Genomic DNA, 13,148 nt, shown 5'->3' on the forward strand with positions numbered 1-13,148 from the left:
AAAAAAGAGGCTGTTTTTCAACAGCCTCTTTTTTTTATATTGTTATTATTGATTAATCATCAATATCAATAGTCTGTGCTATTTCTTTAAAAGCATCAAGGTTAATTTTACCTTTTTCTACAGATTTCATAAGCATAGCCATTTTTTCGGGTCTCATATTATCTCCCAATACACGTACTAATGCTAGTCCTTTTTCATTATTTTTGGCAAAAACGATAACCTCATCGATATCATCTTCTTCTCCTTGATATTTAAGTACCGCTTTGGTTCCGTCTGATCCAAATCGCATTAAGGTTTCATAGGTGTCAGTATCTAATATCTTTTTTATCGCTGCGCTCTCTTCTTCGTATCTACCTTGATTACTTTTAGTAAGTTTCAAAGCCAAAAAGTTGACCTTTTTTATACTTTCTAATGCTTCTCTCTCGTCACTATTAAGTTCTATGGTTTCTTTATCCAAAAGACTAGTCGGTACATCTACGGCTATAAAATCAGCATCTCCCTGGTGGTCTACAAAATACTTTTGTAGTGAAGGTTCGCTACTGCAGCTCATCATTAGAGATATACTTACAATGCCTAAAATTTTATACACATTTTTCATTTCTATTATTTTTTTCACCTGCCTAAACTGGTGGGTTGGTTGATTGATTATTTTTGATTGATGTTTTTAGATCAAATTTCTTCTAACCTCACAGTTAGAAGAAATCTGGATCTTTTTTATACCTAATATCTAATTAGTTTCCTTTCTTTTTCACGTGCTTTAATTCTTCCCCACCAGGTACATTAAGGTGATCTGCAATCTTAGAGACTTGTTTTAAATCAATATCTCCTGTTATAGTAAGCACTACAGTATTGGGTCCGTTTCCATCATTTTGTACTCCATCAAGAAACATAAACAATTCACTTACATGATCATCATCTTTTCCTGGCTTAGAGTAAAACTTTACATTTTTCCCGTCACTTTTTACTCTCATTAACTCTTCTAGAGAAGAACTCTTAAGGTAACTACTTACATCTGCTCTCATCTTCTGTCCTACTTCTTTGTTTTCTGTAGCAAAGACCTTGATGTTTTTTATGTTTTCTACCAGATTCATGTACTCTTGTACTTCGGCATCATTACTTTCTAATTCAATTTTACTTAGTAGTTTAAACATTTTACTGGTTACTACTACAGAAGATACGCCTTTCATATCTTCATATTTATCAAAATTACTTTGTGCGTTAGACACATATGGTAATATTGCAAAGGCTAAAATAATTGCTAACTTGTTCATAATATTTAAAATTTAATTCCCTTACTACATCCTGTTTTATCAACAGTGTTTTTCAGGTAGTCGTTTGTATTTATTTTGTTAATTTTTCGGTAGTGTTTTCAAATTCGTTCAGGTACACTAATTCCTGTTTGCCCTCATTCATTAATTGCGAAACCATATTGAGGATTTTTTTGGTTTCTTGTAAAGCTATTTCTGGATCTTCATATGTTCCAAGAGCTTCGTCTGGGTTTGGTGGCATATTTGTTAAAAATATCCCTGCAATCAAAGCTATTGATGCTGCAATACCCATCCAGGCGTATCTGGATTTTCTACTACTGGTATTTAATTTTAGATCCTTGGTAGCCGTTATGGTACTCTCTTCAGAAAAATATTGAAATAGATCTTTGTATTTCTCCAAATGCGACGGCACAGTTTCTCTGGTAAAGTAAACCTTTAATTCTTTTTCTTCAGAAACGGTGGTTTCGCCTTCGAAATACTTCTCTAGTAATTTTTCTATGTTAGACAACTCCATAATTGTGTTTTTTTAATAATTCTACTCTAATTTTTTTTCTTCCTCTTGATAATGCAACCCTAACTGCTGTTTCATTAAGCCCCAGCATATCTGCTATTTCTGCATTATTATATTGTTCTATATCTCTAAGTTGGATAATCATTCGTTGTTGTTCTGGCAGACTATCCATAATCTTACCAACCCAATCTAAACTATCTCTAGCTTCTAATTCTCGTTGTAATGAAGGTCTCTCGTCCTTATAATTACTATGTACAATTTTTAGGTTTCCTGTTTCTTTTGCCTTAAGCTTATCATAACAATAATTCTTAGTCATTGTCATCGCAAAAGCTTCTACATTTTTATACTCAGCCATTTTACTCTTATTCTTCCATAGCTTCAGTAATACTTCTTGTGTAGCATCTTCTGCTTCTTCATTACTTACAAGCAAACGTTTAGCTAACCTAAAAAGCTTATCTTTAAATCCGTTTGTAAGCGTTATAAATGCTCCTTCTTTCATTTTGGTTGGTGGTTTTCATAAAACTTTGTCAGCTTTATATAAGGGAGACGACTATCTAAGTAATTTGTTACAATCTTTTTTAAAATTATAATAAAGTAGTTACATTTATCGCTTTATACTAAGAAGTAAGGTCAATATGAAATAAGTATAACTATCATTTTTATTCTTCTCGGAATGATTATTGATGAATTTCATTAGGCAAATAAAAACAATAAATATAAAAATAGATGAAGTACATAAAGTATTTTGCACTATTGCTTTTCGTTGGTAACCTGCTTACGGCATGTTTTGATGATAACGATGATGTACCCCGTGTTTCTGGTGCACCAGAAATAAATGATTTTATCTGGAAAGGATTAAATCTCTATTACTTATACAAAGCAGATGTCCCTGATTTGGCAAATAATCGTTTTCCTTCTAATCAGGAATACATACAATTTTTAGAAGGATTTTCTACTCCTGAAGCACTTTTTGAAGAATTAAAATCTAAACAAACAGTATTGGTGGGCGGAGAGCAAGTAAAAGTTGATCAATTTAGCTGGGTTGTAGATGACTATATTGCATTAGAACAAGCTTTTGACGGTATTACAAAGAATAATGGTATGGAGTATGGTCTTGTACGTTATCCAAACGACCAGTCTCTTGTGTTTGGGTATGTGCGTTATGTACTACCTGGGACTGATGCAGCCGCCAAAGGAGTAAAAAGAGGAGATATCTTTAATACGGTTAATGGTACCCAAATAAATGATCAAAATTTTAGAGGACTATTAGGCACTGATAGTTACAGCATAGGTCTGGCAACTTTTGATGGTACCAATGTTACCTCGACAGGAACTTCTATTTCACTTACCAAAGTTCAATATACCGAGAATCCTGTTTTTATATCAAAAACTATTGATGTAGGTGGTAGCCCTGTCGGATACCTTATGTATAATTCTTTTACTGCAGATTTTGATACTCAACTTAATGCTGCCTTTGGAAAATTTGTATCTGATAATGTAAGTGACTTAATATTAGATCTGAGATATAATGGTGGTGGATCTGTTACAACTTCAATTGATTTATCGAGTATGATTACAGGGCAATTTAATGGTCAGGTTTTTTCGACAGAAGAATGGAACTCTGATCGACAGGCACAGTTTGGAAGCACCAATCTTTTTGACAATCAAATCAGAACAGGTGAAGCCATTAATAGTCTTAATTTAAGTAGAATTTATATTTTAACTACTAGAAGCTCTGCTTCTGCTAGTGAGTTGGTAATTAATGGGCTTGACCCACATATAAATGTGATCCAGGTAGGAGCCACTACAAGAGGAAAATTTCAAGCATCAATAACATTATATGATTCTGATAATTTTGGACGACAAGGTGCTAACACTGGACATACATATGCTATGCAACCTTTAGTTCTTAAATCCAGCAACTCTGTTGGTTTTACAGATTATCACGGTGGTTTTTCTCCAGAAGTAGAAATCGAAGAAGATTATTCTAATCTTGGGGTTTTAGGTGATGAAAATGAACCTCTTTTTAAAGCTGCAATAGATAATATTTTAGGTACAAAAAGTGCTAAAAATTATAATATAATACAATTAGAAAGTGTTGGAAATAGTAAAATGTTTTCTCCCGTTTATGAACGTATGTATCGGGATAACAATCTTCCCACTGCAGAATAATATAATCTCTAAAAAAGTAAAAACTCCTGAACTATTCGTTCAGGAGTTTTTGATTAAACCCGGGTTATAATATTTAGAATTCCAGATTAATTCCAACTCTGGCATTTCTACCTTTGGTACTAAATCCTAAAATCTCCTGATAATCTTCATTGGTAATATTATGCATCGCTGCATAAATATTTAGATTTTTTAGTAGTCGGTGACTAATATAAAAATCTAATATACCATAACCATCAAGAGAAACTTGTGTTGGGGCAAAAGTAACCGGGTCTGTATTAGCAAAATCGTTATCTGTACGCTCGGTATTATACTGATAGTTTAACGAAGTATATGTCTTTTTTCCTAATTGATAACCAATACTAGCATTAATCATATGTTCAGGAATTCTGATATTATCGTCTAATTTGTCAATATTAGTATAGGTATAATTCCCTTTTACAGATAGTTTGTCTTCTAAAACTGTTGTCGACACCTCTACTTCTACTCCATCTACCTTAATATCGTCGGGTGAATTAAAATTCACAAAAGTAGTAGGATCAAAAGTGATAAAGTTTTCTGATTTACGATTAAAATAAACTACACTCACCGTAGCTTTCTTCTTATGAGATAATTCAACTCCTCCTTCTATAGTTGTGCTCTCTTCTGGTTTAAGATCTGGATTTCCTGTAAAAAAGGCCGTATCATATAGCTGAAATAATGACGGAGTGATATATGCGGTACTATATGATGCTAATCCTTTAATATAATTATCTCCAAATGTGTGGGTGTATGATGGATTTATAGTATAAACAACATGATTATCATAGGTACTATGAATATTATATCTCGCTCCTGCATTTAGATTAAAACCAAAATCTGAAGCATATACTACATTAATATAAGGATCAATAATATCAAACTCTGCATCAGTATCACTAATTGTCTCTTCTAGATTTGTAGTACCAAAAGGAATATTTACAAGGCTAAATTTACTATACGAACCATTTGCTCCAATAACCGTATGCAATGTATTGTTAAAGGTATATTTATTATATGCATCAAAAGTATGTACATTACCTTCATATTTTGAAGGAAAGCTAGATTTGGTAAGATCTCTTTCTAAGGATGCAAAACTGTTTGTAAATGTAAAACTACCCTTAGGGTACTTAATCTCCCAAAAAGATCCTGCCCTTAATTGTTGACTCTCAAACCGATTGTCTCCATCTATTCCTGCCGCAGCATCGAAATCATTTTTATATTGATCTAAATTTCCAAAAAAATGAAATCTAAAATTATCATTCCATCGATATCCTAACTTGGTATATACATTAAATTTAGAAAATGCATCGCTTTCTGCTTCTTCGGTCTCTGCTGCCGATAATCCATCACTAAACTGATTTCCTACGCTTGCCAAATAGCTTACTTTTCCCAAGGTTCCGTTAATCGATGCAAGGTTTATAAATTCATTAATATCATAATCCTGATCTTCCTGAGATTGATTCGTTCCTATACTGGATTGAAAACTAGCAGATATCTTTTTCTTACTTTCAGATTTTGTAATAATATTGATTACCGCAGCCGCAGCTCCAGAACCATATAAAGTACTCGATGCTCCTTTAAGAATTTCAATTTCCTGTATTTGATTAACCGATAGTAATCGTAAATCAAAATCTCCAGAAGAAGTAGAAGGATCACTAACTGTTACCCCATCAATTCTAATAACTACCTGACGATTACGCCCTCCACGCACATAAACACCAAGGTCTTGCCCAGCGGCGCTACCGTTACCATTAATAAACAAACCTGTTGCTCTTGCAAGTACTGTAGCTACAGATTGCCCCTGGCTACGTTCTAGTTCTTTAGCAGTAATTTTAGTAATTACCTTACCGCTTTGTTCTCGTTTCAAACTAAACTTAGAGTCAGAAATAACCACCTCGTCTAGCTCATTAACTACCTCATCTATTTGGATCTCCTGTCCAAATACAACAGATGATCCCAACATTAAAAATGCTGTTCCAAAAAATACTTTTTTGTTCATTACTTAAACACTTAATTTTTACAATTACCGGAAAAAAGTATGTAGTTTACCCATACCCAAACAATTGTCCCGAAAGTTTGATTACAATGAATAAAGGCAGGTCTCCTGGCTCGCGTCTTGTTGTTTACCTTCCCGATCGTCAAACGAGCAGTGGTTATAAAGTATTAACAACAAGCATCCTTTTTAATGATGGACACAGCATACAGTTGCGGGAACAGCTCAGGAATATTGATTTACGATGTTAAACTTCAGAAATACGATTAAAAATTAAAAAAATCGAGATTTATATGCTAACTTCATTCTTCATTGTACCTGATTCCCTTTTAATCCTCAACTCCCATGAAAGGAGTATCAGAACCAAAATTCTGCGCGAATGTATTATATTTTATGGAATTTCGGATTACTTTAACAAATAAATAATGTATTCGATTACCTTTGCTATCTCTAAAACCAATTCAATGTTGTATTACATTACAGGAGGAGAACGTTCTGGTAAAAGCAGCTATGCACAGCGTCTGGCATTACAGTTATCCGACACTCCTTATTATCTAGCGACTTCACGCATTTGGGATGATGATCATCGCAAACGTATAGATAGGCATATTGCAGATCGCGACGATCGTTGGATCTCTATTGAAGAAGAAAAAGAAATCTCTAAAGTTGTTAAAAAAGATAGTGTTGTTGTGATCGATTGTGTTACTTTGTGGCTTACCAACTACTATATGGATACAAAAAATGACATCCAGCTCTCACTGTCGCAAGCAAAAGCAGAATTTGATAAACTATTAAACATAAATGCGACTATAATTATCATTTCTAATGAAATCGGAATGGGGGTTCACGCTACTACCAAAATTGGTAGAAAATTTACCGAACTACAAGGCTGGATGAACCAACATATAGCTAGTCATGCCGATAAAGCAATATTAATGATTTCTGGTATTCCTGTTGAAATCAAAAACTCTTAATAACCAAAATATACATGGACTTTGATATAAAACCTATCTTTAATAATACCCTTGAAGCAACTCTTCAAAACAAAATTAATACTAAAACAAAACCTGTTGGAGCATTAGGAGTACTTGAAACAGTAGCTTTACAAATAGGTATGATTCAAAACACGGACCAACCCAGTTTAGATCAGCCTACTATTCTAGTTTTTGCCGGTGATCACGGTATTGCAAAAAAAAGAGAAGTCAACCTTTATCCCCAAGAAGTGACCGCACAAATGGTTTATAATTTTGTAAATGAAGGAGCCGCTATTAATGTCTTTTGCAAGCAACATCATATTGCTCTTAAAATAGTAGATGCCGGAGTTAATCATGATTTTGAAAATATCCCTGGTATCATTCACGAAAAAATTGATTTTGGTACTCAAAATTATCAAGAAAAACCTGCTATGACCGCAAAACAATGTACCATAGCTATACAAAAAGGTGCTGATCTGGTCACAGAAACATTTAATAATGGCTGTAACACTATAGGTTTTGGCGAAATGGGAATCGGAAACACTTCTGCTTCTTCATTATTGATGTCATATTTCACAAAGGTTCCTTTGGCAGAATGTGTAGGTTCTGGAACAGGTCTGGATACTTCAGCTATTAAAATCAAGCAACAAATTTTATCTGAAGTATACCAAAAACATATACCTTCTTCTCCACTTGAAGCACTAACTATATTTGGAGGATTTGAAATTGCTATGATTACCGGAGCAATTTTAAAAGCAGCAGAACTCAAAATGACTATTATCATAGATGGGTTTATTGTTACTTCTGCTTTATTAGCTGCATATGCTATGCATCAAAATGTATTAGATTATTGCATATTTGCTCATACATCAGAAGAACAAGGACACCAAAAGATGTATGAGTTTTTAGATAAAAAACCATTAATTAATCTTGGTATGCGATTAGGAGAAGGAACAGGAGTTGCTGTAGCTTATCCTATTATAGAATCTGCAGTTACTTTTCTTAATACTATGGCTAGTTTTGAAAGCGCTGGAGTTTCTGGTAGTGAATAGTTTAACACAATGAAAAAAGGAATCTTATCCATATTTATCGCTATTGTCGGAATGTATTTCGTATACTGGTATACTATTGATCTGTCTCGGCAGTACTCTATTTTAATTGAATCATCAAAAAATACTTCTGAGTTAAATTCTTATATATTCACTGTTGCCAAAACTTTTAGAATAACCTCTGTTTGTATTGGATTATTAAGCCTTTATTTTGGAGTCATTTCATTTTTAAAGAAAAACAAAGTTGGAGGCATTGGGATAATTCTAGCTTTTATACTTATCATTAGTGCTTTAATTCCATTGTGGCAATATCTTGTAGAGGATTCTACTATGGACATTAATTTTAAATAAATCATGAAAAAAGAAATTCACATCTTTTTTACTGCATTGATGTTTTTCACTCGTATTCCTTGTCCAAAATGGGTAAATCACGATTCTGAAAATTTACGTCTAAGTTCTAAATATTTTCCTCTAATAGGAATCATCGTCGGAAGTATTGGTGCTATCGTTTTTTACGGAGCTTCTTTTATTTTTTCGGGAGAAATCTCAATACTACTATCTATGTTTTCTACTATTTATGCCACAGGCGCTTTTCATGAAGACGGATTCGCCGATGTGTGTGATGGATTTGGTGGTGGATGGACCAAAGATAAGATACTTTTGATCATGAAAGATTCTCGTCTAGGTACCTATGGTACTATTGGACTAGTATTAATTCTAAGCATAAAATTTGCAGCATTAAGAGAAATAGAAACGTATTTCATCCCTCTAATACTAATTTCTGGACATGCCTTAAGCCGTTTTATAGCTACCTCCTTAATTTTTACACATTCTTATGTAAGAGATACAGAAAACAGTAAAGCCAAACCGGCAGCAAAAAGCATAGGTATACGTTCATTATTGATTAGTGGTATATTTGGTATTGCTCCCCTATTTTTCTTCAAAAATCCCATGATATTTCTTACCTTGATCCCTATGTACTTGTCAAAAATGTTCTTAGCAGCCAAATTTAAAAAATGGATTGGTGGACAAACAGGAGATTGTGCAGGTGCTGTCCAACAGCTTAGTGAAATTGTATTTTATCTTACTAGCATAGCATTATGGAAATATATCTGGTAAGACATACTACTCCAAATATTGAAAAAGGAATTTGCTATGGGCAAAGTGATATCGGAATTACAGATACATTTACTACAGAAGTAGAAAAAATACATCAATGTATTCCTATTCATGAAATTACTACGATATATAGTAGCCCATTACAACGATGTAAACTATTAGCCAAAACATTCAAAAAAGAAATTATCTATGATAATCGACTTAAGGAATTAAATTTTGGAGATTGGGAGTTACAACCTTGGGATGCTATACATAGTTCAGAAATAGACCCCTGGATGAATGATTTTGTAAATATACAAGTCCCAAATGGGGAGTCATATATCACACTACAAGAACGAATTTTGGATTTTTATACCTCTTTGGATCATGTTTCTGAAGAAAAAATTGCCGTAGTAACCCATGCCGGTCCCATGAGAGCGTTACTTGCTAACCTCCAACAAATAGACCTTAAAGATTCTTTTTCTATCAAAATAGCATACGGAGATGTAATTGCTATTTAGACTCATTGCACGTATATTAATAAATAGCCCTATATTTTATGCAAGGATATTTATTGTTTTAAACATGATTAATTATTGAAACTATATGTTGTTTTTACCGCATTATGATCTGATAGATCTTTACCATCTTTCACAAATTGAAGCATCTGCATTTCAGGTATAAAAACTGGTTGCTTATGACTCTTGCTAATTAAAATATAATCTAACGTATTATTATAATTTGGATATTCTTTTCTAACCAAAGTATTGGTATTAGAATAGGTCCCTGCTTCTGTAGAAGGGTTAAAAGAATATGATATTCTAGAATTCAAAATACTTTTCATATCCTTATATGAAAATGTATCTGTATATTCCACATTCATATCTCCCGCATAAATTAAAGGTTCTGATATTGGTATTTTTAAACTATTTACCCAATCTCTAATCTCTTCTAATTGCTTTAACCGAACAGAAGTTCCATTATAATTTCCTTGATCTGCTTGTAAATGTGTACCTACAACATGGTATTTTTTTTCATTTTTAGTAATCTCAACATATACTGCACCCTTATTAGAATAATAATCCGCCGTTCCGTATGCAGAGTTGTTAAACACGTATTGCCTTTTAATATCAATCGGATATTTACTAAAAATTCTTACCCCTCCATTAACAACAAAGAGACTGTTAGAACAATCTCCATTAATAGAGTTCCAATAAGAACCTGTATTACAATATTGGCCAACAAGTACTGTATTATAAGGATATACCTCCTTCAATTTATTAAATAGATATGTCTCGGCTTGTCTGTTAAATCCTTCCTGAAAAACAATAACATCTAATAAAGGTGCCATTTCTGTTAAAACCTGTAGCTGCTTTGTCGACCTTTCTTCTTCCTTATAGTGTTTTATTTGTGCAATACCAGGTAAATGAAATATATTGTAGCTTACTATCGTTAAACTTTCTATATTCCTATTCTTATCTTCTTGAAATTTTTCATTTTCGTAATCCTCTATATTGCTTTCCTCATAAGAGCATGAAAAAAACAATAACACTATTAAAAAAGTAAAATGTAAGTTTAAACTTTTCATATCTATTTATGCATTTGCATTAAATATCAAAGAACGTTTTTTAGCAGTTTTCCGGTTTTAGCTTAAAGAGAACAAATAGTTAAATGACGGTTTATAAATTGTTTTGCTTATCAAATAATCATTATTTTTTTAATTAAATGATTCATAAAACATTTTTTTTACTATTTATTAAGTTGCTACTAAAGTGTATATAAATTATCTATAGAATAATGAAATGCTACTTTAGACCCAAACTTATTCTGATTTACTATTTTTACAAAAAAATGATGCTCATGCGTACTGTTTTTATCATTTCTTTACTATTCTTATTAGGTACTTCTTGTAAGAAAACACCAAAGGATACTACTCCACTCACCGTAATGTATCTGGCCCCTCAAAATATTGAATACGCTTCAGGGTTTACTATTAAAAATCGTGAAAACTATAAAGAAATCAAGGTTACTACACCCTGGCCGGATGCAAAAGAGGGACTTACATATATTTTACATCCAAAAGGAACAGAAAAACCATTCAAATCTCCAGATGCAATATTTATTGAAGTGCCTATAGAGAGGGTTGTTCTAACATCTACTACAGATATTCCAATACTAGAGTATATGAATCTTGAAGAGAAATTAGTAGGATTTCCACATACAGATTATATTTCTTCTGAAAAAACACGTGCTTTGATTAATACTGGTGCAATTAAAGAACTTGGCGAAGAATGGAATTTAAATACAGAAGTTGTTCTTGAGCTTTCTCCCGAATTAGTTGTTGGGTTTTCTTCCTCTGGAGATACAAAAGCCTATGATCTGATACAAAAAACGGGAATTCCTGTGGTAATTAATGGTTCCTGGCTAGAGGAACATCCCTTAGGTCGGGCAGAATGGATAAAATTTATGGCTGCTTTCTTTGGCAAAGAAAAAATGGCAGAAGATATCTTTCAAAATATTAAAAAAGAATACAATCAAGCAACTACTTTAGCCAAAAACACAACTTCTTCTCCAACAGTTTTATCTGGCAATATGTTTAAGGATATATGGCATGTTCCTGGTGGAAGTAGTTTTGTTGCCAAATTTTTAAAAGATGCTAATACTACATATTTATGGGAAGACGTTAAAAAAAGCGGAAGCCTGGCATTAAGTTTTGAAAGTGTACTTGAAAAGGCGCAAAAGGCAGAGCTATGGATAGGATCAGGAAATTCTAAATCACTCGATGAGCTCAAAGCGAAGAACCATCGGTATACTTTATTCGATGCCTTTAAAAATAAAGCCGTATATTCTTCAACTTTAAAGATGGGTTCTAAAGGAGGATTAATATATTATGAATTAGGACCTATGCGGCCCGACTTAATTTTAAAAGATATCATTAAAATTGCCCATCCAGAATTATTAACCGATTATGAACCCTATTTTTTTGAAAAACTAAATTAATTGACCCCAACCAAATCATATAAACGTGTTTTTATAAGTATTGTCGTGCTTTTGTTAATTTGCTTTGTTGCAAATATAAGCTTAGGCTCAGTATTTATTCCATGGTTGGATACGTTAAGTAGCCTGGTAGGGGGAACTGTAGAAAAAGAAGCCTGGAGACATATTATTGTTGATTATCGATTACCAAAAGCACTCACCGCGATAATTGTAGGTAGTGGACTTGGAGTTTCTGGATTACTGATGCAAACCCTGTTTAGAAATCCATTGGCAGGTCCTTTTGTACTCGGGATAAGCTCTGGAGCAAGTTTAGGAGTGGCACTATTGATATTAGGAAGCGCATTTACCGGAGTTGCAGTATCATCTTTTTTAATTTCAAAATGGGGATTGGTTATTGCAGCCAGCTTGGGTAGTATATTAGTATTGTTTGCCGTAATGCTTGTTTCAATTAAAGTGAGAGATACAATGGCAATACTTATTATCGGACTTATGTTCGGAAGTATTACAGCTGCTATAGTAAGTGTATTGGCCTACTTTGCTCCTGCCGATCAATTACAACGATATATTTTCTGGGGATTTGGAAGTTTAGGAAATCTATCCTGGCATGATGTACTTATATTTTCTGGTATATCATTATTAGGAATGTTATTATCCATCCTTGCCATAAAACCTCTAAACACGCTACTTCTGGGAGAAAACTATGCTCGAAGCCTTGGGCTAAATATCAAGACAAGTCGTTTTCTGATTATTGTTGCTACAGGATTATTAGCCGGTAGCGTTACCGTTTTTGCCGGACCGATTGCCTTTATTGGTCTAGCTGTACCTCATCTTACAAGGCAACTATTTCATACCTCAAATCATAAAACATTAATCCCTGCTGTAATACTACTAGGAAGCATTATTATGCTGGTGTGTGATAGTATTGCACAACTACCATCTAGCGAATATACACTTCCTATTAATGCTATTACTTCGCTAATTGGTGCTCCCGTAGTCATCTGGTTATTGGTTCGAAAACGAAAAATGTTGTTTTAAAATCTCTCCCTTGCATTAACCCTGATATTGTTA

The 13,148-nt window shown here is 33.3% G+C and carries 14 protein-coding genes and 1 riboswitch; of the genes, 8 read left to right on the forward strand and 6 right to left on the reverse strand.

All coding sequences use genetic code 11. The features are described from left to right. Positions 1 to 52 precede the first annotated feature (52 nt). From AAFU52_RS24740 to AAFU52_RS24755, 4 genes are all read right to left on the reverse strand, one after another. Positions 53 to 598 (reverse strand): DUF4252 domain-containing protein, encoded by a 546-nt coding sequence (locus tag AAFU52_RS24740; RefSeq protein ID WP_024772391.1) that lies wholly within the window; start codon positions 596 to 598, stop codon positions 53 to 55. A 133-nt stretch (positions 599 to 731) separates the two neighbouring features. Further along, positions 732 to 1,271, reverse strand: coding sequence for a DUF4252 domain-containing protein (locus tag AAFU52_RS24745; RefSeq protein ID WP_024772390.1), 540 nt, complete (start codon positions 1,269 to 1,271; stop codon positions 732 to 734). A gap of 70 nt (positions 1,272 to 1,341) precedes the next feature. Then, positions 1,342 to 1,782 carry a hypothetical protein gene (locus AAFU52_RS24750; protein WP_024772389.1) on the reverse strand — a complete coding sequence of 147 codons (441 nt, stop codon included), beginning with the start codon at positions 1,780 to 1,782 and terminating at the stop codon, positions 1,342 to 1,344. Further along, positions 1,769 to 2,278, reverse strand: coding sequence for an RNA polymerase sigma factor (locus AAFU52_RS24755; RefSeq protein WP_024772388.1), 510 nt, complete (start codon positions 2,276 to 2,278; stop codon positions 1,769 to 1,771). Before AAFU52_RS24755 ends, AAFU52_RS24750 begins: the two co-directional genes overlap by 14 nt. Before the next feature lie 227 nt (positions 2,279 to 2,505). Here AAFU52_RS24755 and AAFU52_RS24760 point away from each other — a divergent pair, with 227 nt between their 5' ends. Next, on the forward strand, positions 2,506 to 3,951 hold the full coding sequence (locus AAFU52_RS24760) for a S41 family peptidase (RefSeq protein WP_024772387.1): 1,446 nt from the start codon (positions 2,506 to 2,508) through the stop codon (positions 3,949 to 3,951). A 73-nt stretch (positions 3,952 to 4,024) separates the two neighbouring features. Here AAFU52_RS24760 and AAFU52_RS24765 read toward each other — a convergent pair whose 3' ends face one another. After that, complete coding sequence (locus tag AAFU52_RS24765; protein ID WP_438424141.1) at positions 4,025 to 5,968, reverse strand: TonB-dependent receptor plug domain-containing protein; 1,944 nt, start codon at positions 5,966 to 5,968, stop codon at positions 4,025 to 4,027. Positions 5,969 to 6,046: 78 nt separating this feature from the next. Beyond that, positions 6,047 to 6,345, reverse strand: a riboswitch (cobalamin riboswitch). A gap of 42 nt (positions 6,346 to 6,387) precedes the next feature. On the opposite strand from AAFU52_RS24765, the gene AAFU52_RS24770 reads away from it, so the two are divergent. From AAFU52_RS24770 to cobC, 5 genes are read left to right on the forward strand one after another with little or no spacing between them, the layout of a single operon-like run. Continuing rightward, positions 6,388 to 6,936, forward strand: coding sequence for a bifunctional adenosylcobinamide kinase/adenosylcobinamide-phosphate guanylyltransferase (locus tag AAFU52_RS24770; RefSeq protein ID WP_438424142.1), 549 nt, complete (start codon positions 6,388 to 6,390; stop codon positions 6,934 to 6,936). A 14-nt stretch (positions 6,937 to 6,950) separates the two neighbouring features. Further along, positions 6,951 to 7,988, forward strand: coding sequence for a nicotinate-nucleotide--dimethylbenzimidazole phosphoribosyltransferase (gene cobT, locus AAFU52_RS24775; protein WP_035093192.1), 1,038 nt, complete (start codon positions 6,951 to 6,953; stop codon positions 7,986 to 7,988). Between the two features lie 9 nt (positions 7,989 to 7,997). Then, positions 7,998 to 8,336: a hypothetical protein gene (locus AAFU52_RS24780; protein WP_024772383.1), complete on the forward strand. Its 339-nt coding sequence runs from the start codon at positions 7,998 to 8,000 to the stop codon at positions 8,334 to 8,336. 3 nt (positions 8,337 to 8,339) lie between these two features. Further along, positions 8,340 to 9,104 (forward strand): adenosylcobinamide-GDP ribazoletransferase, encoded by a 765-nt coding sequence (locus AAFU52_RS24785; RefSeq protein ID WP_438424143.1) that lies wholly within the window; start codon positions 8,340 to 8,342, stop codon positions 9,102 to 9,104. Next, on the forward strand, positions 9,086 to 9,604 hold the full coding sequence (gene cobC / locus AAFU52_RS24790; protein ID WP_035093188.1) for an alpha-ribazole phosphatase: 519 nt from the start codon (positions 9,086 to 9,088) through the stop codon (positions 9,602 to 9,604). Before AAFU52_RS24785 ends, cobC begins: the two co-directional genes overlap by 19 nt. Positions 9,605 to 9,672: 68 nt before the next feature. Here the strand turns inward: cobC and AAFU52_RS24795 are convergent, their stop codons facing one another. Beyond that, positions 9,673 to 10,671 carry a sphingomyelin phosphodiesterase gene (locus AAFU52_RS24795; RefSeq protein ID WP_438424144.1) on the reverse strand — a complete coding sequence of 333 codons (999 nt, stop codon included), beginning with the start codon at positions 10,669 to 10,671 and terminating at the stop codon, positions 9,673 to 9,675. A 272-nt stretch (positions 10,672 to 10,943) separates the two neighbouring features. Here AAFU52_RS24795 and AAFU52_RS24800 point away from each other — a divergent pair, with 272 nt between their 5' ends. Both AAFU52_RS24800 and AAFU52_RS24805 read left to right on the forward strand, forming a co-directional pair. Beyond that, a complete protein-coding gene (locus AAFU52_RS24800) occupies positions 10,944 to 12,083 on the forward strand; it encodes an ABC transporter substrate-binding protein (protein ID WP_024772380.1) in 1,140 nt (379 codons plus the stop codon). After that, positions 12,084 to 13,115 (forward strand): FecCD family ABC transporter permease, encoded by a 1,032-nt coding sequence (locus AAFU52_RS24805; protein ID WP_438424145.1) that lies wholly within the window; start codon positions 12,084 to 12,086, stop codon positions 13,113 to 13,115. Positions 13,116 to 13,148 lie beyond the last annotated feature (33 nt).

The sequence above is a fragment of the Aquimarina macrocephali genome (assembly GCF_051627225.1).
In the GTDB taxonomy this organism is placed as follows: domain Bacteria; phylum Bacteroidota; class Bacteroidia; order Flavobacteriales; family Flavobacteriaceae; genus Aquimarina; species Aquimarina macrocephali.

What these genes read in the sequence shown, in the direction of transcription:
- AAFU52_RS24785 (WP_438424143.1), top strand. Translation starts at nt 8,340, where the DNA reads ATGAAAAAAGAAATTCACATCTTTTTTACTGCATTGATGTTTTTCACT.
- cobC (WP_035093188.1), top strand. Translation starts at nt 9,086, where the DNA reads ATGGAAATATATCTGGTAAGACATACTACTCCAAATATTGAAAAAGGA.
- AAFU52_RS24780 (WP_024772383.1), top strand. Translation starts at nt 7,998, where the DNA reads ATGAAAAAAGGAATCTTATCCATATTTATCGCTATTGTCGGAATGTAT.
- AAFU52_RS24800 (WP_024772380.1), top strand. Translation starts at nt 10,944, where the DNA reads ATGCGTACTGTTTTTATCATTTCTTTACTATTCTTATTAGGTACTTCT.
- AAFU52_RS24770 (WP_438424142.1), top strand. Translation starts at nt 6,388, where the DNA reads ATGTATTCGATTACCTTTGCTATCTCTAAAACCAATTCAATGTTGTAT.
- AAFU52_RS24760 (WP_024772387.1), top strand. Translation starts at nt 2,506, where the DNA reads ATGAAGTACATAAAGTATTTTGCACTATTGCTTTTCGTTGGTAACCTG.
- AAFU52_RS24740 (WP_024772391.1), bottom strand. Translation starts at nt 598, where the DNA reads ATGAAAAATGTGTATAAAATTTTAGGCATTGTAAGTATATCTCTAATG.
- AAFU52_RS24765 (WP_438424141.1), bottom strand. Translation starts at nt 5,968, where the DNA reads ATGAACAAAAAAGTATTTTTTGGAACAGCATTTTTAATGTTGGGATCA.
- AAFU52_RS24750 (WP_024772389.1), bottom strand. Translation starts at nt 1,782, where the DNA reads ATGGAGTTGTCTAACATAGAAAAATTACTAGAGAAGTATTTCGAAGGC.
- cobT (WP_035093192.1), top strand. Translation starts at nt 6,951, where the DNA reads ATGGACTTTGATATAAAACCTATCTTTAATAATACCCTTGAAGCAACT.
- AAFU52_RS24745 (WP_024772390.1), bottom strand. Translation starts at nt 1,271, where the DNA reads ATGAACAAGTTAGCAATTATTTTAGCCTTTGCAATATTACCATATGTG.
- AAFU52_RS24795 (WP_438424144.1), bottom strand. Translation starts at nt 10,671, where the DNA reads ATGAAAAGTTTAAACTTACATTTTACTTTTTTAATAGTGTTATTGTTT.
- AAFU52_RS24755 (WP_024772388.1), bottom strand. Translation starts at nt 2,278, where the DNA reads ATGAAAGAAGGAGCATTTATAACGCTTACAAACGGATTTAAAGATAAG.